Here is a 19267-nt window from a genome sequence, read left to right as displayed (position 1 = left end):
GGCCCTTCTCGAACCAGAAGGTCGCGTACCAGTTCGAGGCGAAGTACTCCGACGGCAGCTTCTGCAGTTTGTGGAAGTACTCCGGCGCGTTCTCCTCGAGCTCGTAGTCCATCGCCTCGAGCATGAAGGGGATCCAGCCGATGCCGCTCTCGACCGAGACCATCTTCAGGTTGGGATGGCGGTCGAACATTCCCGAGTAGCAGCTGTTGAGCAGCAGCCGGGAGTTGTTCTGGAACAGCGACGCGCCGCCGATCGCCGGCTTCACGTAGTCGTCCTGGCTCGGCCAGCGGGTCGTGCCGAAGTAGGACAGCGCGGTCTGGCTCGCCCCGATGTGGAAGTGCGCAGGGAGCTGGTTGCCGGCGCAGATCCCCAGAACGGGTCCCAGGCGGGGTCGCCTGGGTCGGGGGAGCCGGAGTCCTGTGGGTCGGCGGTCATGTTGACCCCGCGGTAGCCCAGCGCGGCGCAGCGCTGGGCCTCGCGCACACAGGCCGCGATGTCCCACGCGGGCATGATCGGCATGAGGAGCAGCCGGTTGCCCGACTCCGCCTGGACCTGCGCCATCGCGTCGTTGTAGAGCTCCACGCAGAGCCGGAGCACGATCGGGTCCTGGACCGAGTTGCGCAGGTTCTGGCCGCCGATGCCGATCGCGTTGGGGTAGAGGACCTGCGTGTGGATGCCGAGCTCGTCCATCAGGCGCAGCCGCTCCCGGGGGTCCCACGCCGCGGGGCGCACGTCGTCGATGCCCCACGACCCGCCCTGGGAGTCCCGGAACGGGTGCTTCTTCCCGTGGTGGTCGACGGTGCCGCCGGAGCCCGCCTTGCCGAACGCCTTGCCCTCGACGATCCACATGTCGGCACCGTCGATCCGCTCGACGTGCGGGACCCGGTCCTCGTAGCCCTTCGGCGCCCGTTCGGTGAACAGGTCGTGGCGCTCGGTCATGTGGGCGTCGGCGTCGACCACTCGAATTCCGTCAGCCAGCTTGACCACTCGGCTCTCCTCGCGTCGTTCCGACTGCGCGACGCGTCCACGACGGTCACGGCGTCGCGCTCCCCGGACTGATCCGCCGCGTGGGGAGCAGGCTAGCCGCGTTCACTGTAGGGCACAAGTGAACACTCACTAATGAATGGCGCCGTGTGCGTGCCGGCCGGCAGATCTGTCCAGGTGCCGACGAGTCGGACCAGGCGCCCACAGGGGCCCATACGGTGGCGACATGGAGGTCGGGCGCAGGGTCGTGGCGAGCGTGCTCGCCGCTGTTCTCGGTGGTGGTCTGCTGGCGGGCTGCGCCGGGCTGGAGTCGACGTCCGCCGGTGACGGCGCCGCCCCGGCCGCGGGGCTGCCCGCGCCCGCCGGGGGCTGCGGCGGGCCGGTCGAGACCGTTCAGGATGTCGAGGCGATCATCTCCGAGCCGGCGGGCTGCCCCGGCGCGGTGAACACCTACTGGGCCGGCGAGCTGGGCGGGCAGTGGACCGCGCCGCGCTTCGTCCCCTACCGCGACGGCGAGATCCCACCGATCGCCTGCGGGGAGGGCGAAACCGACCCGGCCGCCTTCGCCGGGAACGCCCTCTACTGCCCGCTCGACGACACCGTCGCCTACAGCGTCGACTTCATGACCGAGCTGCACGACGCCGGCGGCCCGTCCTACCCGATGTACGTGATCATGCATGAGCTGGCCCACCGGGCGTCCGCCCGTTCCGGCCACACCGGGGTGGTGTCCCGCGCGGAGGAGAACCAGGCCGACTGTCTCGCCGGTGACCAGGCCCAGTTCGCCACCGACGCCGACCGGCTGGACCTCGGCGACGCCTTCTCCGGCGCCCTGCTGTTCTTCTCCCTCGGCGACAACCGCGACCGTGGCTGGTTCGACCGCGAGACCGCCACCTCCGACGGCGCGCACGGCACACCCCGCCAGCGCGCCCAGTCGTTCGCCTTCGGCTACCTGCGTGACAGCGGCACCTGCTATCGCCTCGGCGAGTCACCCACCGGCAGCGTGCTCTTCTGATCCATGCCTTGACAACGGTCGGCAGGGCCCTGGCACGGGGCTGTGCGGTAACCGACAGGTCGGTTACCGCACAGTGGCGGAGCGCGTCCCGGGGGGCCTTTTCGACCTAACTTCGACTGGTCGAAAAGGAGCAGGCCATGTCAGACCGTGGGGCCCTCGCCGGGCGGCGTCGGCCGGGACGCCGTCCCGCCGTCGTCACCGCGCTCGCCTGCGCCGTGCTCGCGCTGCTCGCGGCCGGCTGCCAGACCGTCGCGGCTGCGGCGGCGTCGACCGGGGGTACCGGATCCGGCGGCTGCCAGGCGGTGGACGGCTTCCAGGTGTGCGACCCGGTATACGACCGGTACACGCAGCTCGGCGGCCCGACCGGGCCGCTCGGCCGGCCGCTGCTCGACCCGCGTCCCGCGGTCGGCGCGGACAGCGTCAGCTACTTCCAGGGCGGGGCAGTGTTCGCCACCGGCGCGCGGACCGACGTCCACCAGGTTCCCGGCGGGGAGGTGCCCGCCGTCGACGTCCCGAGCGTCTACAGCCTCCCGCTGGCCGACTTCGTCGTCGTGCGCGACGCGCGGGCGGCCGGGCCGCCGGGGGTCCTGGTGTGGACGACCGACGGCTGCAGCGGGCCGACGCCGCCCGAGGTGGACGCCCTGTTCGCCGACCCCTGTCTGCGCCACGACTTCGGCTACCGCAACTTCCTGAACGGTCCGGCGGTCGACCCCACTGGGCAGCGGCGGCTGGCGATCGACAACCAGTTCCTCGTCGACCTGCGCGCGACCTGCGGGACGGCCGGCCAGCCGCAGGTGAACTGGTTCGGCGTCATGATGCCCTGCGAGCGCGCGGCCCTGCTCATGTACAACGCGGTGCGGGCCTTCGGCTAGCCCGCGGGAGCGGGGCCGGGCGGTCAGGCGGGACCGCGCCGGTCCCGGCGGCTCAGGAGTCGTGGGAGACCGCCTCCGCGTGGGGTTCGGGCTGCTCCCGGGGGGCGGGCAGCTTCGCGGAGTCGGTCGCCGCCGCTGTCGCCCGCGCCGCCGCGAAGGCCGCCCGGGCCGGGGCGCGCAGGACGACGAGCGCGGTGACGAGCCCGAGCACGGCGCAGCCGGTACCGATCAGGAAGGCCAGGTGGTAGCCGCTGACCAGGGCGGCGACGGCGGAGTGCCCGTGGGCGGCGAGGGTCTTCGTACGGCTGGCGGCGAGGCTGGACAGGACGGCCAGGCCGACCGAGGAGCTGAGCCAGATCGAGACGTTGACGATTCCCGAGGCCAGCCCGGCGTCGGCCGGGGGGACGTCCGCCATGGCGATCGACAGCAGCGGGACCATCGCGGCGCCCATGCCGAGACCGAGGATCAGCAGCCCCGGGAGGAGGCCGGCGGCGTAGCCGGTGTGCTCGTCCACCCGGGTCAGCAGGAACAGGCCGACGATCACCGCGACCAGCCCGGGGATGAGCACGTTCATCGCTCCGAACCGGATGAGCAGCCGGCTGATGACCCCCATCGACAGGGCCGCGACGACGATGGACATGGGCAGGAACGCGAGGCCGGTACGCAGCGGACTGTAACCGCGGACCTGTTCGAGGTAGAGCGCGCCGAAGAAGAAGACGGCGTACATCGCGATGAACAGGCAGCCACGCACCACGCTGGAGCCGACCAGGCTGCGTACCCGCAGGATCCGCAGCGGCATGATCGGATTGCTCCGCCGGGCCTCGACCCCGAAGAACGCGACCAGCAACGCGACCCCGGCCGCCCCGTAGCCGAGCGTGTGGCCCGAGGCCCAGCCGTGGGTGGCCGCGGTGACGATCGCGTAGATGCCGACCAGAAGCGCCACGGTGACCAGCAGGGAGCCGGCGACGTCCACCCCGCGGCCCACCCCGAGGCCGACGTTCTCCTCGATCAGCACGACCCCGAGACCGAAGGTCGCGACCCCGATCGGGACGTTGATGAGGAAGATCCAGTGCCAGCTCACGGCCTGGGTGAGCACGCCGCCGGCGACGAGCCCCAGCGAGCCGCCTCCGACGGCGACGAGCATGTAGGCGCTCATCGCCCGGGCCCGCTCGCCCGCGTTCGGGAACTCGGTGACGATGATCGCGATGATCACCGACGAGGAGACGGCACCGCCGAGCCCCTGGGCGAAGCGCGCCACGATCAGCGTGCCCTGGTTGGGGGCGGCGGCGCACAGGGCCGAGGCGGCGGTGAACAGCGCGACCCCGGTGAGGAACACCCGCTTGCGGCCGATCAGGTCGCCCAGCCGTCCGGCGAGCAGCAGGAAGCTGCCGAAGGCGATCAGGTAGGCGTCGACGACCCAGGTCAGGTTGGACTGGCTGAAGTGCAGATCGCTCTGGATCGACGGCAGCGCCACATTGACGATCGACGAGTCGAGCGCGTTCATCAGCATGGCCAGGCACACGACCACCAGGGCGATCCACCGGCGCCGGTCGGCTCCGCCCGCGGTGGCGGCCACCGTGAGCTCAGACATCAACTGTGTCGGTCATCGAGGGGATCTCCTCCGGAGAGTCGGACCGCCGTTGGTCATCGTCGCAACGATAATCACGTCAGGTAAATCATCACGGATCAGTGATGATGTCGATGCCGCTACTATAGTTCGATGCCGGAAGCCACCTCAACAACGGGGCCGATCGTGCTGCTCACCCGCCTGTCCCGGTTGGTCCACCGGGCCAGCACGCCCGATCTGCTCGGGATCAGCCTCAAGGACATGGCGGCCCTGGCCTACCTGCGCGATCACGCCGGCACCACCCAGCAGGCCCTGACCGAGGGCCTGTGCATCGACGCCAACTACTGCGTCCTGCTGCTCAACGACCTGGAGGCCGCCGGCCTGGCCGAGCGGCGCCGTGACCCGGCCGACCGCCGTCGCCATCTCGTGACGATGACCGAGACCGGCCGCGAGGCGCTCGAACGGGCCGAGCAGGCCCAGGAGAGCGTCGAGGACGACATCCTGGCCGGCCTCAGCCGGGACGAGCGGGCCACGCTCGCCCGCCTGCTGGGTCAGGCGCTCGACGGCGCCATACGCCGACCCAGCCCGTAGGGACGATCGGCCGGTCCGGGGGAGCGACCGGTCAGCCCGCGGGGACGATCGGCCAGCCCGCGGGGACGACCAGCCGGGCCCGCGGGGCGATCCGGGCTCGTGGGTTCCGCTCGGCTCCGGAGCCTCGTGCCCGGGAGCCTCGTGTTCGGGAGCCTCAGGCCCGGGAGCCTCAGGCCGGCCCGGTACCGGTCGTCAGCTGACCGGCGGCGCCGTCGTCGGCCGGGTCGAGACGCGGTGAGGTGCCAGCCGGCTCCTTCCGCTGGACGCGGGCGATCGCGTTGTTGATCATTTCGCGGGCGGCCTCCAGCGGCATGTGCTGCAACAGCGCGGTCGCGTCGCCGCCGACATAGGTCGGTACGTTCATCTTCGAGAGCTGCGCCAGGAGAAGCTCCATCGCCACGACATCCTGGCCCAGCAGCTGGATCTTCGCCTCGAGCTCCGCCGCCGCCAGCCGCTGGATGTGCTCCGCCTCCGCGGTGCTCCGGATTCCTTCGGCCACCGCCGCGCTCTCCGCCTCGACGCGGACGATCTCCGCTTTGATCCGCGCGTTCTCCAGCTCGTGCCGGTGGACGCGGGCGTGTTCCCGCTCACTGGCGATCGCCCGGCGGATCTCGTCGAGGTTCGCCGGCGGCTCGAACTCGCCGAGAGTGGTGCGGACCGCCTCGATGTCCCATTCGTCGAGTGCCTGGCGGACCTTCTGCTCCACCTCCAGCCGAACCTCGTTGTGGCTGTTCAGGAAGTCGAGCACCTTGTACTCACTGGCGGTGCTCAGGAAATATCCCTCGGCCGTCGTCCCCAGCACCCGCTCGACGAACCTGCGCACCGGGGCGGGCCGCGTCACGTCGTCGTCGCCCGGCCCGACCGGATGCTTCTCCTGCTCACCGAACTGGCTGACCAGCCGCGGCGCCGCCCTGGCCGGAATCTGGATGGTCTGCTGCATGTCGAACCGGATCGGGAAACCTCCCACATTGACCACGATCTGATCGAGCGCCGAGTCGAAACGGCTCTCCTCCTGCCGCTTCCTGCTCCACTCCAGGACGAGGACCCGGGTGGGAATGAGAACCACCCGGGCGAACCACGGATTGATCTGGTAGATCCCGCCGCCGGCGAGCGTCTCCTCCTGCACCCCCTGGCAGCCCCCGTTCTCGAGGAAGGCCCAGGGATACTGGAAGCTGCGATGCCCGGGCACCCGTGGCGCGACCGCGGCGTTGCTGTCGTCGTACGACTGCCCGACGCGGACGATCACGACTCCCGCGGTTCCGACCTGCACGTCGATCTCCCGCAGGTCGCTCTCGACGAGGTCGTACCGGCCCGACCCGATCGTCTCCACCGTCACGACGTCGAACAGCTCCGGGTTGATGTCGTATTCGCCGACCGGCAGCACGGCGGGCTGCCTGCCCTTCTGGCCGCCGTTGCGGAGGAAGGCCCGCCCGTCCTGAAAGGAGTCGCACTCGACGTGCCTCGACAGCGCCTCGTGAACCGGTGCCGTCTCCCCGTCCCGCGCCACGACCACGCCTATGGTCCCCGGCGGGACCCTGGTCCTCTCCCGCCGGGCGACCTGGTACAGCACCGGCGGCCGGAAGTGCAGCCAGTCGGCCCTCAACAGCTCCGCCTGCACCCCGGGTGAGCCGTGCACCTTCACCCGCCGGTGCGCGTCCTCCGGGTGGCCCGGCGCGAACCGTATCCGGACGACTCCCACGTGGCCCGGCGGGACCTTTATCAGGCCGGTGACGAGAACATACCCGCCGCCGCCCAGGAAAAAGAGCAGCAGCAGCCATCCGTACCAGGGCACGATCATCCCCCGCCTTTCAGCAGCCTGAAATGTACCGCCATGACCGTCTGTACCCACTGGTCATGCCAGCTCTGATACCGCTCCGTCTGCGGATTACGCAGAGTCGGGAAGAAGCCGCCGCCGCGGGCGGCGGCTCCGACGAAGGCTCCGTAACGCGGATTCGTGTCCCCATGGCCGCTCGTCCATCCCAGCGCCCGGGCCAGTTGGACGAAATCCCGCTCCGTGTCGACGCGCAGGCCGCTGTGCCGGGCCAGCTGGGCGCGAAACCCCTGCGTTCCCGCGGAGGCGTTCTCCCACAGCGAGTCGATCCTGGCCAGTAGATCGAGGGGCAGGCGCTCGCCGTCGGCCCGGCGCCGCATCCAGCCGGCCTCCAGCCGCTGCACCGACTCGAGCAGCAGTGACGACGTCAGGATGTCCGCGTGTTCCAGCTCTCCCTCCTCGAAGAGCGAGCCGAGCTTCTCCAGCGATCTCTCCCTGGACAGATGCACCGTCGCCGCCCGTTGGTGTGGCGGCCGTAGCAGGAGCGTCGGGGACTCCCCGCCGGCGGTGCCCGTGTTCCGGCAGACCGCCTGCAGCTGCGCGATCTCCCGCTTGCCCGGCAACGCCCCGTCCTGGGCGTCGAAGTAGTGCCGCGTCGCGAGCAGGAACAGCCGGCTTCCCTCGATCAGGATCGGGAAGAACTCCCGGTCGTGCCGCTGCCCCTCCAGGATCTCCCGTTCGACCCACTCCGACTTCTCCGCCGCGGGGGACATCACGACGATGACCGCGAGGGCGTTCCTGATCCGCAGCCGGATCTCCTGGGTGAACCGCGCGCCCCAGCTCAGGCTCTCGTCATACCAGACCGGCAGGCCGAAGGCGTCCAGGCGCCGCGCCAGGCGTTCGACGTACAGGGCGTCGGCGTGCGCGTACGAGATAAACAGAGAAGGCTCGTTCAACGTGCCGCTTCCCATGTCAGCGGCGTCCCGGTGCCCGTGCTGTAAGCGGGACGGGGCCCGTCGGCGCGTCCCGGGATCGCCTCAGTTCGGAGCGCTGGTCGAGGTGGTCCGGTAATCCCGCCATATTTCGGCCTTATCCGGTCCGAAGGCATACCTGCACTGATCGCCGCCTCCAGTATGTTGGCTAACGAAGATGAAGAATATGGATATTAGCGCGAAACCTCGACCTGAAGTAGCAGGCTGTGTGCCCATATCGGACCAGTCTGGTACGGAAGGTCCGGGTCCACCGGGTCTGATCGGCACCCCCGCCCCCGGCCTGTAGCCGGAGCTGGAGTCGGGCCGGGGCCGGGGCCGGGTCGACGTCGGTCGGGCGCGGTGACGCTCCGCCGGGCCTCGGGTGGGCATGTCGTGCGCCACACCCTGATCCCACGTGCCTTGATTTTGACGTCAATATTGTTGACTCAGGGAGTCCCTCGGTGGCTGGCTGGACGCCCGCTCGCACCATGTACCCGAGGAACGGATCGGAGACCAGACCAGTGCCCAGCCGAAGTGGCTCCAGTCGAGACGCGGACCCGGGGCGTCCCGGCGGGTCATGCCCTGGCCCGTCCGGGCGGTGGCGGCGATGACCACCACCGACGAGGTCCAGTACGTCACGCACACCGATGACCACATCCTGCTCGAGCTCGGCTTCGGCCTCGACCTGGTCGGCGACGAGTGGCACGGGTCGGCGCCGGTCGTCCCGGAGATGTTCGCCCCCGGGACGCGCAGCGTGCGCACCTCGATCCTGGCGATCTGGGCCGACACCGTCGCCGGCTACACGGTCATGGACCGGTTCGCCCCCCGCGTCCCGGTCACGCTCGACCTGGATGTGCAGGTGTTCGCCCCGCCGCGCGAGTCCGAGACGATCAGCGCGGTCGCCCGGCTGGCCAAGGCCGGCCGGTCGGTCGGTGTCGTGGAGGTCGAGTTCACCGGCAGTGACGGTGACCGGATCGGCTTCGCCGTGGCCTCGTTCATGGCCGCCCCGAACCCCGCCCTGGTCATGGCACCCGATCTGGCGGACCTGAGGACCCGGCCGCGCCGGATCCCGGGCCGGCGGCTGAGCAGACCGCTGGCCGAGCGGGCCCGCTGCGAGATCCTCGAGCCGGGTGTGGCGACGCTGCCCCGCGCCGAGGACGCGATCAACGCGTCGAACACCATCAATGGCGGGCTGCTCGCGCTGACCGCCGAGGAGGCGGCGCTGTCACTCACCCCGGGCGAGACGCTCGCCTCCCTGACGATCCGCTACCTGCGCCCGGCCCGGGTCGGCCCGGTCGTGGCCACCGCGCGGGTCCGCGACGGCCTCGGCCGGGTCGAGGTGCGTGACACCGGCGCCGGCGACCGTCTCGCCGTCCTCGCCACCACCCGGACCTTCGGCCGGGCCCGCTGACTCGACCGGCCGGGCCCGCTGACTCGACCGGCCGGGCCCGCTGACTCGACCGGCCGGGCCCGCTGACCCGACCGGCCGGGCCCGCTGACCCGACCGGCCGGGCCCGCTGTCCGACCGGTCCGGCGCGGCGCCGTCAGGGGCTGGTCAGGATGACGAGCCGCTGGGTCGCGCGGGTCATCGCGACGTAGCGGTCGACGGCTCCCTCGACGCCGGTGCCGAACGCCGCCGGGTCGACGAGGACGACCAGGTCGAACTCGAGCCCTTTTGACAGTTCCGGGGTCAGCGACCGGACCCGGGACGTCGCCCGGAACGTGGGATCGCCGATGACGCAGGCGATCCCCTCGGTGTGCGCGGCGAGCCAGTCGTCGAGGACCGAGCCCAGCTCCGCGGTGGATCCGTACCGGACGGGGATGCCGCTGGCGCGGACCGACATCGGCACGTTCGCGTCCGGGAGCACGCCGCGGATGACCGGCTCGGCCTCGGCCATGACCTCTTCCGGCGTGCGGTAGTTGATGCTCAGGGACGCCTGCCGGATCCGGTCGAACCCGACCCGGGCGAGCCGTTCCCGCCACGACTCGGTGAAGCCGTGCCGGGCCTGGGCGCGGTCCCCGACGACGGTGAAGCTGCGTGACGGGCAGCGCAGCAGCAGCATCTGCCACTGCGCGTCGGTCAGCTCCTGGGCCTCGTCCACGACCACGTGCGCGAACGGGCCGGCGAGCAGGTCCGGGTCGGTGGTGGGCAGCGCGGACTCGTCGACCAGGATGTCGCGCAGGTCCTGCCCGCGCAGCATCGTCACGTGGCCCTCGCCGTCGTCGTCTGCCTCGAGCAGGTTGTCGACGACCTTGGTCATGTGCTCGCGCTCGGCGGCGACGGCGGCGTCCTGCCGACGCTTGCGCCGGGACGCCTCCGGGTCGCCGAGCCGCTGCCGGGCCGCGTCCAGGATCGGCAGGTCGGCCAGCGTCCAGGCCTGGGCGTCCGCGCGCTGCAGGAGCCGGACCTCCTCGGGGCTGAGCCACGGAGCGCATTTGCGCAGGTAGGCGGGCACCGACCAGAGGTCGCCGACGAGATCGGCCGCTTCGAGCAGCGGCCACGTCCGGTTGAGGGTGGTGAGCAGCTCCCGGTTCTGCAGCAGCGACCTGCGGAGCAGATGGGTGGAGATGTCGTCGTCGTGCTTGTCCACCAGGATGGTGACCAGCTCCTGCCAGATCTGGTCCCGTGCCTCGTTGTGCGGAGTACCGGGGTCCGGGGCCTCGAACGCCTCGGCCCAGTCGTCGGCGCTCAGCCAGACGTCCGCCCAGTGGGTGGTGATCGTCATCCCCTGGGTGGGTGGTTCCTCGTAGAACCGGACGGCCGTCTCGACCGCCCGCACCAGGTGCACCGACGATTTCAGCCGGGCCACCTCGGGATCGGTCTCGAGCCCCGCGCTGGCCCCCTCGGCCACGAGGTCCCGCAGGTTGCAGGTCTGCACACCCTCCTCGCCGAGGCTGGGCAGGACGTCGGCGACGTAGGCCAGGTAGGGCTGGTGCGGCCCGACGAACAGCACCCCGCCGCGGCGGTGGCCCAGGCGAGGGTCGGCGTAGAGCAGGTAGGCGGAGCGGTGCAGCGCGACGACGGTCTTCCCGGTGCCCGGACCGCCGTCGACGACGAGGGCGCCGTCGGATCCCGCGCGGATGATGGCGTCCTGGTCGGCCTGGATGGTGCCGAGCACGTCCCGCATCCGGGCCGAGCGGTTGCCGCCCAGGCTGGCGATGAAGGCGGACTGGTCGTCGAGCGCGGCGTGGCCCTCGAATCCGTCCGGGGTGAAGACCTCGTCCCAGTAGTCGCTGATCCGGCCGCGGGTCCAGCGGAACCTGCGGCGGCTCGTCAGGCCCATCGGGTTCGCGTGGGTCGCTCCGAAGAACGGTTCGGCGGCGGGTGAGCGCCAGTCGAGCAGCAGACGGCGGCCCGTGCTGTCGGTGAGGCCGAGCCGTCCGACATAGACGGGCTCAGGATCGTCCGTGCGGACGATGTGCCCGAGGCACAGGTCCAGACCGAAGCGACGCAGGGCGCGCAGGCGGGCGGTCAGCCGGTGGATCTCCAGATCCCGGTCCATCGCCTCCTGGCCGATCCCGCCGGGCGCCCGGCGGGCGGTGTCGAGACGGTCGGACAGCTCGGCGATCGACTGCTCAAGGCTCTGCGCGATGGCGGTGAAGTGCCGCTCGTCGTCGGCGATCAGCACCGGGTCGGCCTTGGCGGCGAGGTGGTCGGGAAGGTCAAACGCGCTGGTGGTCAGGGGGTTCACGGCTCGGCTCCGACCTGAGGCTCGCGACCTCAGATCCAAGTTCTGGCGCTCGCGGGCGCGGCTGGACTCTGCTCGGCATCTGGCCTCGGCTGGCTATTCTGCGGCACAGCCCAGGCCTTGACGCAAGCCCCCCTGCGTGCTATAAGTTGAAAGTGGCAGAAAGCTGATATTCGCTCCTGCCCATTTTTTCTGTAGCTTGTTTTAATCCTCGGCTTGTTTTAATCCCTGGCCTGTTTTGGTTCTCGGTCTGTTGTGGTTCTCGGCCTGTTCTCGTCCACGGTAGAGGGACGGGTCTCCTCGTGGCACCGCCCGCCCCTGCGAGTGCGCGGCTGTGAGCGGTCGACGGCGGAGTCGGCGGGCCGACCGCACGATCGGCCCGCCGACGAGCTGGTGACGCCGCTACATACCCATGTCGCCGAAGGCGGCGGCGTCCGCGGACGCCGCCGCGGCCGCGTCCGCCAGGCTGTTCGCCACCACGACCTCGATGGTGAGGAAGAGGCCGGTGATCGACGCGGCGTTCTGCAGCGCCGAGCGGGTGACCTTCACCGGGTCGATGATCCCGGCGGCGATCATGTCGACGTACTCGCCGGTCGCCGCGTTCAGGCCGTGCCCGGTGGGCAGGCCGCGGACCTTCTCGACCACGACGCCGCCCTCGAGGCCGGCGTTGGTGGCGATCTGGNGCAGCGGGGCGGCGAGGGCGCGCTCGACGATCAGGGCGCCGGTGGCCTCGTCGCCGGAGAGGTCGAGCTNCTNGAANNCGCTGGTGGAGGCCTGCAGGAGCGCGACGCCGCCGCCGGCGACGATGCCCTCCTCGACCGCGGCCTTCGCGTTCGAGACGGCGTCCTCGATGCGGTGCTTCTTCTCCTTGAGCTCGACCTCGGTGGCCGCGCCGACCTTGATGACCGCGACGCCGCCGGCGAGCTTGGCCAGCCGCTCCTGCATCTTCTCGCGGTCGAAGTCGGTGTCCGCCCGGTCGAGTTCGGCCCGGATCTGGTTGACCCGCCCCTGGATCTGGTCCGCGTCGCCGGCACCCTCGACGATGGTGGTCTCGTCCTTGGTGATGACGACCTTGCGGGCCCGGCCGAGCAGGTCGACGGTGGTGCCCTCGAGCTTGAGGCCGANGTCCTCGGAGATGACCTGGCCGCCGGTGAGGACGGCGATGTCGGTCAGCATGGCCTTGCGGCGGTCGCCGAAGCCGGGCGCCTTGACCGCGGCGCTCTTGAACGTGCCGCGGATCTTGTTCACGACCAGGGTCGCCAGGGCCTCGCCCTCGACGTCCTCNGAGANGATNNCNAGNNGCNTGCCGGCCTGCATGACCTTCTCCAGGATCGGNAGCANGTCCTTNACNGCNGAGATNNNGCTGTTCGTGATCAGGATGTACGGGTCGTCGAGGACGGNNTCCATGCGGTCGGTGTCNGTGACGAAGTAGGGCGAGATGTAGCCCTTGTCGAAGCGCATGCCCTCGGTGAGCTCCAGCTCGAGCCCGAAGGTGTTGCTCTCCTCGACGGTGATGACGCCTTCCTTGCCGACCTTGTCCATCGCCTCGGCGATCATCGCGCCGATGGCCGGGTCACCGGCGGAGATGGAGGCGGCCGAGGCGATCTGCTCCTTGGTCTCCACGTCCTTNGCGACNNTGGAGAGCTCCTCGGNGACNCGNNCNNCNGCGNNCTCGATGCCCTTCTTCAGNNCNATCGGGTTCGCNCCGGCGGCGACGTTGCGCAGGCCCTCGCGCACCAGAGCCTGGGCGAGGATCGTGGCGGTGGTGGTGCCGTCACCCGCGACGTCGTTGGTCTTCTTCGCGACTTCCTTGACGAGCTCCGCGCCGATCTTCTCGTACGGGTCCTCGAGCTCGATCTCCCGGGCGATGCTCACGCCGTCGTTGGTGATCGTGGGGACGCCGAACCTGCTCTCGAGGACGACGTTGCGACCCTTGGGGCCGAGCGTGACCTTGACCGCGTCGGCCAGCTGGTTCATGCCGCGCTCCAGGCCGCGCCGTGCCTCCTCGTCGAAGGCGATGATCTTCGGCATATGGGGTGTTTCCTCCTGGGCTTGGGCCATGCGGAGGAGCGCCGACCGCCGGTGGGTGCCTGACAACGAAGACGATGGGCTCGCGTGGCCCAGGCACCCGTCGCTCCGGAGGTTGGCACTCGACCTAGCTGAGTGCCAGCCACTGTATAGCTCCCGGCACCCCCGGAACCGAGGCCATCACCACCCCGCGTGATCGAGCGGAAGGGAAGAGTGCGGTGTAACAGCGGCCCGTCGGGCGCCGATCCCGTCCGGCGCGGGAATCCGCAGGGGAAGGCGTGCGTCCGCCTGCGTTCGGCGGCCGCCGGTGCCCGCGCCGGCGGCCGGCAGGTCGGCACCGAGGTGCTCCGCCTCGTGGGCGACCCTGTCGGTCGGGCCCGCCGTCCAGCTCTTCGACGCCGGTGCCGTTTGAACCCGTCACCTGGAGGCGTGCCATGTGACGCAGCGAGTTCACCGTCGCCGTCGACCATCACCAGTTCCTCGTGTACGGCGGGAACTCGCCGGTGATCACCGCCGCTTCCGTGTCGGCCCGATGGAGGTCGGCACACTCATGGGCGGCCCGGTCCCGGACGGGCCGGATCTCGCGTTCGCCGGCCCCGGCTGGTACCGGATGAGGATCGCTGCCCGGGGGAGGGCTGAGGCGAGCGGCGGCTCGGGGTCCCCGACCGGCCCGCTGTTCGAGCACTGCGTGATCGCGGTCTGGCAGGCCCCGCGCGTGCCGGCACTGTCATCCCGAGGATCCGCCCGGACCGGTCGGGCGTTTCGCCGTGAGCCGCTCGGCGAGAGCCTCGACGAGGCGGCGCCGCAGGTGAGGTAGCCGGGGCCGTCCGCGCTTTGGCGATCCGACGCACGTCGTCGATCCCCCGTCCCGCTCCCAGTCGGCGTGCCGCGTCCAAGGGGGTGGCCGCCCGGGGTTGCCGTCGTCCCTCGGCGTGCTGCATACCCCCATGGGGTAAGTAAAGTATGAGTGTGGAGCTGGGCGGGTGGAAATTGAGCGCGCCGGGGGTCGGGCCCGGCAGGCTGACCGGCCCGACCCCTACCTGCTCGACCGGCTCGATGGGGGATGAGATGACGATTGCCGTCGAGGTCGTGGAGACCTCCACGCTCGGCGACCGCAGCTACCTGGCGCACGACGGCCGGCTGGCGGTGGTGATCGATCCGCAGCGCGACATCGACCGGATCCTGGCCCTGGCCGGCGGGCTCGGGGTGCGGATCAGCCACGTGGTGGAGACCCATCTGCACAACGACTACGTCTCGGGCGGGCTCGCGTTGGCCCGGGTGACCGGCGCCCGCTACGGGGTGGCCGCGGCCGACGACGTCGGCTTCGACCGGCTGCCGCTGTCCGACGGCGACGAGATCACGATCTCCGGCGAGGCCGCGCTGACCGTGCTGGCCACCCCGGGCCACACCTTTCATCACCTGTCGTTCCTGCTTCACGGCCCGAAAGGCCCGGTCGGGGTGTTCACCGGCGGGTCGCTGCTGTTCGGCACCACCGGTCGCACCGACCTGCTGGGTGCCCAGCACGCGCGCACCCTCGCCCGCCACCAGCACGCGTCGGCGCGGCGGCTGGCCGACCTGCTGCCGCAGGGCGCGCAGGTCTGGCCGACACACGGCTTCGGCAGTTTCTGCTCGGCCGGCCAGTCCGACGCGCCCGCGTCGACCATCGGGCGGGAACGGACGGTCAACCCGGTGCTGCGGCTGGCCGCGGACGAGTTCGTCACCGAGGTCCTGGCCGGCCTGGACGCGTTCCCGGCCTACTACGCCCACATGGGCGCGAGGAACGCCGCCGGGGCCGACCTGCTGGACCTGACCCCGGTCAGGGCCGCGGACGCGGACGCGCTGCGCTCCCGGATCGCCGCCGGCGAGTGGGTGGTCGACCTGCGCTCCCGGAAGGCGTTCGCGCACCGGCACCTGACCGGAACGCTGAGCCTGGGCCTGGACGGGCCGATGTCGACCTGGCTCGGCTGGCTGATGCGCTGGGGGGCGCCGGTGACCCTGCTCGGCGAGTCCGACGCCCAGATCAGCCAGGCCCAGCGGGAGCTCGCCCGCATCGGCATCGACCGCCCGGCCGCCGCCGCGACCGGAACTCCCGAACAGTGGGCCGCCGGCGACCGGTCGCACCTGGGCTCGCTGCCGTCGGTGACCTACCCGGAGCTGGCGGCGGCGCTGGCCGGACGTCCGCCGCGTGGCCTGCCCGCTCCCGACGTCGTGCTGGACGTCCGGCTGGGCGACGAGTGGCGGAACGGGCACCTCGCCGGGGCCGTGCCCATCCCGCTGCCCGAGCTGCCGGACCGGGTCGCGCAGGTACCGGTCGGAGTGGTGTGGGTGTACTGCGGGTCCGGGTACCGGGCCGCCGCCGCGGCCAGTCTGCTCGCCCGCGCCGGCCGCACCGCGGCGTTCGTCGACGACTCCTACGGCGCCGCCGCCGACGCCGGTCTGTCGGTCGTCACCGTGGACGGCTGAGCCCCCGGCCCACAACAAGCTCTGCGAGCAGTCGACGAAACGGGACAGGCGAGAAGAACACAGTCCGGCCGGACAGCCGGGGACTTCGGCGCCGTGCGCACTCGGCTGTGCACCGCGTTCGGCGGCGGCGGCGCCCGCGGGTTTCGACCCGCGGGAGCCGCCGCGATGGACAGCCCGAACGCGCGACGCCTACCAGATGCGGACCCGGTCGGCCGGGTCCAGCCACAGCCCGTCGCCGGGCTCGGTGCCGAAGACGTCGTGGAACTCGTCGAGGTTGCGCACGATGTTGGCGCGCAGGTCCGGTGGGCTGTGCGGGTCGGTGGTGAGGTACTGCCGCTCGAGCTCGAGCCGGCGCTTGCTGCGCCACACATAGGCCCAGTTCATGAACAGCCGACGTCGGTCCTCACGCGACGCCTCGCCGCCCTGGGAGATGACGTAGGCCTGGTGGGCGATGGTCAGGCCGCCGAGGTCGCCGATGTTCTCCCCGACGGTGAGCGCGCCGTTCACCTTCTCGCCCGGCAGGTTGCGCGACTCGAACCCGTTGTACTGCTCGACCAGCGTCTTCGACTTCACCTCGAAGGCCGCCTTGTCAGCGGGCGTCCACCAGTCGTTGAGGTTGCCGGCGCCGTCGTACTGCGCGCCCTGGTCGTCGAAACCGTGGCCGACCTCGTGGCCGATCACCGCGCCGATGCCGCCGTAGTTCTCGGCCGGGTGGGCGTCCGGGCTGAAGAACGGCTTCTGCAGAATGCCGGCCGGGAAGCAGATCTCGTTGGTGCCCGGGTTGTAGTACGCGTTGACGGTCTGCGGCAGCATGAACCACTCGTCGCGGTCGACCGGCGAGCCGATCTTGGCCAGTTCGCGGTCGGTGTCGAACGCGGCGGCGGCGCGGGCGTTGCCCATCAGGTCGTCGCGGCGGACCGGCAGCGCCGAGTAGTCCCGGAACCGGTCGGGGTAGCCGATCTTCGGGCGGAACGTCTCCAGCTTCTCGTACGCCCGCCGCTTGGTCTCCTCGGTCATCCAGTCCAGCTGGGAGATCGACGAGCGGTAGGCGGCGAGCAGGTTGGCGACGAGGTCGTCCATCTGCGCCTTGGCGTGCGGCGGGAAGTGCCGGGCGACGTACTCCCGGCCGACGGCCTCACCGATCGCGCCCTCGACGAACGCCACCGCGCGCTTCCAGCGGGCCCGCAGCTCGGGGGTGCCGCTGAGCGTGCGGCCGTAGAAGTCGAAGTTGGTCTCGACGAACGCGTCGGGCAGGTAGGGCGCGGCCGAGCGCAGCACGCGGCTGGTCAGCCAGTCGCGCCACACCTCGATCGACGTGCCGGTCAGTACGGTCGACAGGTGCGCGAAGAACGACGGCTGGCGCACACACGCCTCCGCCAGCGTCGCGTGCGGACCGGTCAGCGACCCACCGAGACCGGTGACGTAGGCGTCCCAGTCGAACGCCGGGCAGAGCTCCGACAGCTGCCCGGCCGTCATCAGGTTGTAGGTCTTCTGGACGTCGCGGGTCTCGGCCCGCTCCCAGTGGCCCTTCGCGAGCAGGGTCTCCAGGGCGAGGATCCGCTCCGCGGCGTCGGTGGAGTCGGCGTGCCCGGCCAGCTCGAGCATCCGGGTCAGGTAGTCGACGTACTTCTGGCGGGTCTCGGCGAACTTGTCGTCGCGGTAGTACGACTCGTCCGGCAGGCCCAGGCCACCCTGCCGCAGGTGGAACAGGTAGCGGTCGGAGTTGCGGTCGTCGGTGTCGACGTAGGAGCCGAACAGCCCGGAGCCGCCGATCCGCTCGAGCTCGCCGAGGAACACGGCGAGGCCGCGGACGTCACTGAGCCCGCGCGCGCCGTCCAGCAGCGGCTGTACCGGGGCCAGGCCGAGCTCCTGGATCGCCTCGGTGTCCACGAAGGAGTTGTAGAGGTCGCCGATCTTCCGCGCGTCCTCGTCCTGGGTGGCCGGGTCACGCGCGGCGAGGTCGGTGATGATGTCGCGGACCTGCCGCTCGGCGTCGTCGGCCAGCTGTACGAAGGGGCCCCAGCTCGACCGGTCGGAGGGGATCTCCGTCTCGGCGAGCCACCGGCCGTTCACGTGGCCGAAGAGGTCGTCCTGCGGTCGGACGTCGAGGTCCATGCCCTCGCGGGCGTCGTCGAGGATGCTCACAGAACGAAAGTCTCCAATCGATTGCCGCCGGGCCATGGAGCAACACCGAGCTGTCCGGCCCACCCGGTGAACCCCCCTGACGGTATCTGCCCGCACGCGGCCGTCGGTTCCGTTCGCGGGAGTTGACGAATAGCACCTATTGCGTGTCATTGTGGGTGTCGCGGTCCGAACCTGGCCGCGGCCCCGCCCTGCCCGGCGCGCCACCGTTCGCCTGTTCCCCGACGTCCTCCGGCCCCGCTGACCTGATGGAGATGTCCTTGCCGCCGAACCCAGAGTCCCCGTCCGCGGAGCGGCCCGTCGCCGTCGTCACGGGCGCCAGCTCGGGGATAGGCCGGGCGACCGCCCGCGCCCTCGCCGAGCAGGGCTGGCAGGTGATCGGCGTCGGCCGTGATCCGGAGCGCAGCGCCGCCGCCGCGGCGGAGATCGCCGCGGCGGCGGGCGGGCCCGGCGGGTTCACGATGCTGCGCGGCGACTTCACCCTCATGGCGGACGTCCGACGGGTCGCCGGCGAGATCCGGGACCTGACCCCGCGCCTCGACGTCCTCATCAACAACGCGGGCGGGGTCCGGGACCGGCGGATCATCAGCGCGGAGGGCACCGAGGCCACCTTCGCCGTCAACCACCTCGCCCCGTTCCTGCTGACGCGGGAGCTCCTGCCCCTGCTCAGGGCGAACGCGGCGGCCCGGCCCGCCGGGTCGACGCGGGTGATCGCCGTGTCGTCGAGCGGCCACCGCGCGGTCGACGGTCTCGACTGGGACGATCTGCAGAGCCTCGGCGAGTTCCGCGCCGCCGTCGCCTACTGTCGGGCCAAGCTCGCCAACATCCTGTTCACCCGCGAACTGGCGCGGCGGGCCGGGCCGGCCGGGATCGTCGCCCAGGCCATGCATCCCGGCGTCGTGGCCAGCAACTTCAGCGCGCACGGCGACGCGGCGATGCGGGCGCACATGGCCGCGGCCGACACGGTGTCACCCGACGAACCGGCCGAGACCCTGACCTGGCTGGCCACCGGGCCCGAAGGCGGCCGCACCGGCGGGCGTTACTTCCACCGCCGGGCGGAGGAGCTACCCGCCGAAGCCGCCCGGGACGACGCCGCCGCCGCCCGGCTCTGGACCGAGAGCGAGCGGCTGCTGGCCGAGCTCGGTTTCCACTGACCCGTCTCGTCCGCCGGAGACCG

The 19267-nt window shown here is 71.3% G+C and carries 13 protein-coding genes and 1 pseudogene; 7 read left to right on the top strand and 7 right to left on the bottom strand.

Going from position 1 to position 19267, the window contains the following annotated elements; translation table 11 throughout:
• Positions 1 to 987: pseudogene (locus B056_RS45485) on the bottom strand (amidohydrolase family protein); the annotation flags it as partial.
• Between the two features lie 223 nt (positions 988 to 1210).
• Between B056_RS45485 and B056_RS0123795 the strand changes: the two are divergent.
• Both B056_RS0123795 and B056_RS0123790 read left to right on the top strand, forming a co-directional pair.
• Positions 1211 to 1996 carry a neutral zinc metallopeptidase gene (locus B056_RS0123795; RefSeq protein ID WP_018504364.1) on the top strand — a complete coding sequence of 262 codons (786 nt, stop codon included), beginning with the start codon at positions 1211 to 1213 and terminating at the stop codon, positions 1994 to 1996.
• Positions 1997 to 2133: 137 nt separating this feature from the next.
• Positions 2134 to 2868, top strand: a complete 735-nt coding sequence (locus B056_RS0123790; protein ID WP_018504363.1) for a phospholipase — start codon at positions 2134 to 2136, stop codon at positions 2866 to 2868.
• Positions 2869 to 2920: 52 nt separating this feature from the next.
• Here B056_RS0123790 and B056_RS0123785 read toward each other — a convergent pair whose 3' ends face one another.
• A complete protein-coding gene (locus B056_RS0123785) occupies positions 2921 to 4459 on the bottom strand; it encodes an MFS transporter (RefSeq protein WP_018504362.1) in 1539 nt (512 codons plus the stop codon).
• 129 nt (positions 4460 to 4588) lie between these two features.
• Between B056_RS0123785 and B056_RS0123780 the strand changes: the two genes are divergently transcribed.
• Entirely contained in the window at positions 4589 to 5026 is a 438-nt protein-coding gene (locus B056_RS0123780; protein ID WP_018504361.1) for a MarR family winged helix-turn-helix transcriptional regulator, read from the top strand.
• A gap of 169 nt (positions 5027 to 5195) precedes the next feature.
• Here B056_RS0123780 and B056_RS0123775 read toward each other — a convergent pair whose 3' ends face one another.
• Positions 5196 to 6824 (bottom strand): SPFH domain-containing protein, encoded by a 1629-nt coding sequence (locus B056_RS0123775; RefSeq protein WP_018504360.1) that lies wholly within the window; start codon positions 6822 to 6824, stop codon positions 5196 to 5198.
• Positions 6821 to 7753, bottom strand: a complete 933-nt coding sequence (locus B056_RS0123770) for a toll/interleukin-1 receptor domain-containing protein (RefSeq protein ID WP_230203154.1) — start codon at positions 7751 to 7753, stop codon at positions 6821 to 6823. The genes B056_RS0123775 and B056_RS0123770 overlap by 4 nt, the downstream gene beginning before the upstream one ends.
• A gap of 622 nt (positions 7754 to 8375) precedes the next feature.
• Between B056_RS0123770 and B056_RS0123765 the strand changes: the two genes are divergently transcribed.
• Positions 8376 to 9179 carry a PaaI family thioesterase gene (locus B056_RS0123765; protein WP_026240068.1) on the top strand — a complete coding sequence of 268 codons (804 nt, stop codon included), beginning with the start codon at positions 8376 to 8378 and terminating at the stop codon, positions 9177 to 9179.
• 133 nt (positions 9180 to 9312) lie between these two features.
• Here B056_RS0123765 and helR read toward each other — a convergent pair whose 3' ends face one another.
• Entirely contained in the window at positions 9313 to 11460 is a 2148-nt protein-coding gene (gene helR, locus B056_RS0123760) for an RNA polymerase recycling motor ATPase HelR (protein ID WP_018504357.1), read from the bottom strand.
• 399 nt (positions 11461 to 11859) lie between these two features.
• Positions 11860 to 13488 (bottom strand): chaperonin GroEL, encoded by a 1629-nt coding sequence (gene groL / locus B056_RS0123755; RefSeq protein WP_018504356.1) that lies wholly within the window; start codon positions 13486 to 13488, stop codon positions 11860 to 11862.
• A gap of 529 nt (positions 13489 to 14017) precedes the next feature.
• Here groL and B056_RS0123750 point away from each other — a divergent pair.
• Positions 14018 to 14302, top strand: coding sequence for a hypothetical protein (locus tag B056_RS0123750; RefSeq protein ID WP_018504355.1), 285 nt, complete (start codon positions 14018 to 14020; stop codon positions 14300 to 14302).
• A gap of 251 nt (positions 14303 to 14553) precedes the next feature.
• A complete protein-coding gene (locus B056_RS0123745) occupies positions 14554 to 15948 on the top strand; it encodes an MBL fold metallo-hydrolase (RefSeq protein WP_020572666.1) in 1395 nt (464 codons plus the stop codon).
• A 189-nt stretch (positions 15949 to 16137) separates the two neighbouring features.
• On the opposite strand, the gene B056_RS0123740 is transcribed toward B056_RS0123745, so the two are convergent.
• Entirely contained in the window at positions 16138 to 18093 is a 1956-nt protein-coding gene (locus B056_RS0123740) for a M13 family metallopeptidase (protein ID WP_018504353.1), read from the bottom strand.
• A 251-nt stretch (positions 18094 to 18344) separates the two neighbouring features.
• Between B056_RS0123740 and B056_RS0123735 the strand changes: the two genes are divergently transcribed.
• Complete coding sequence (locus B056_RS0123735; protein WP_051105725.1) at positions 18345 to 19244, top strand: SDR family NAD(P)-dependent oxidoreductase; 900 nt, start codon at positions 18345 to 18347, stop codon at positions 19242 to 19244.
• Positions 19245 to 19267: the final 23 nt, after the last annotated feature.

Origin of the sequence: Parafrankia discariae, assembly GCF_000373365.1 — a bacterium.
In the GTDB taxonomy this organism is placed as follows: Bacteria; Actinomycetota; Actinomycetes; order Frankiales; family Frankiaceae; genus Parafrankia; species Parafrankia discariae.
Note: the sequence above shows the minus strand (reverse complement) of the source record. Positions and strands in the feature narration are given on the sequence as shown.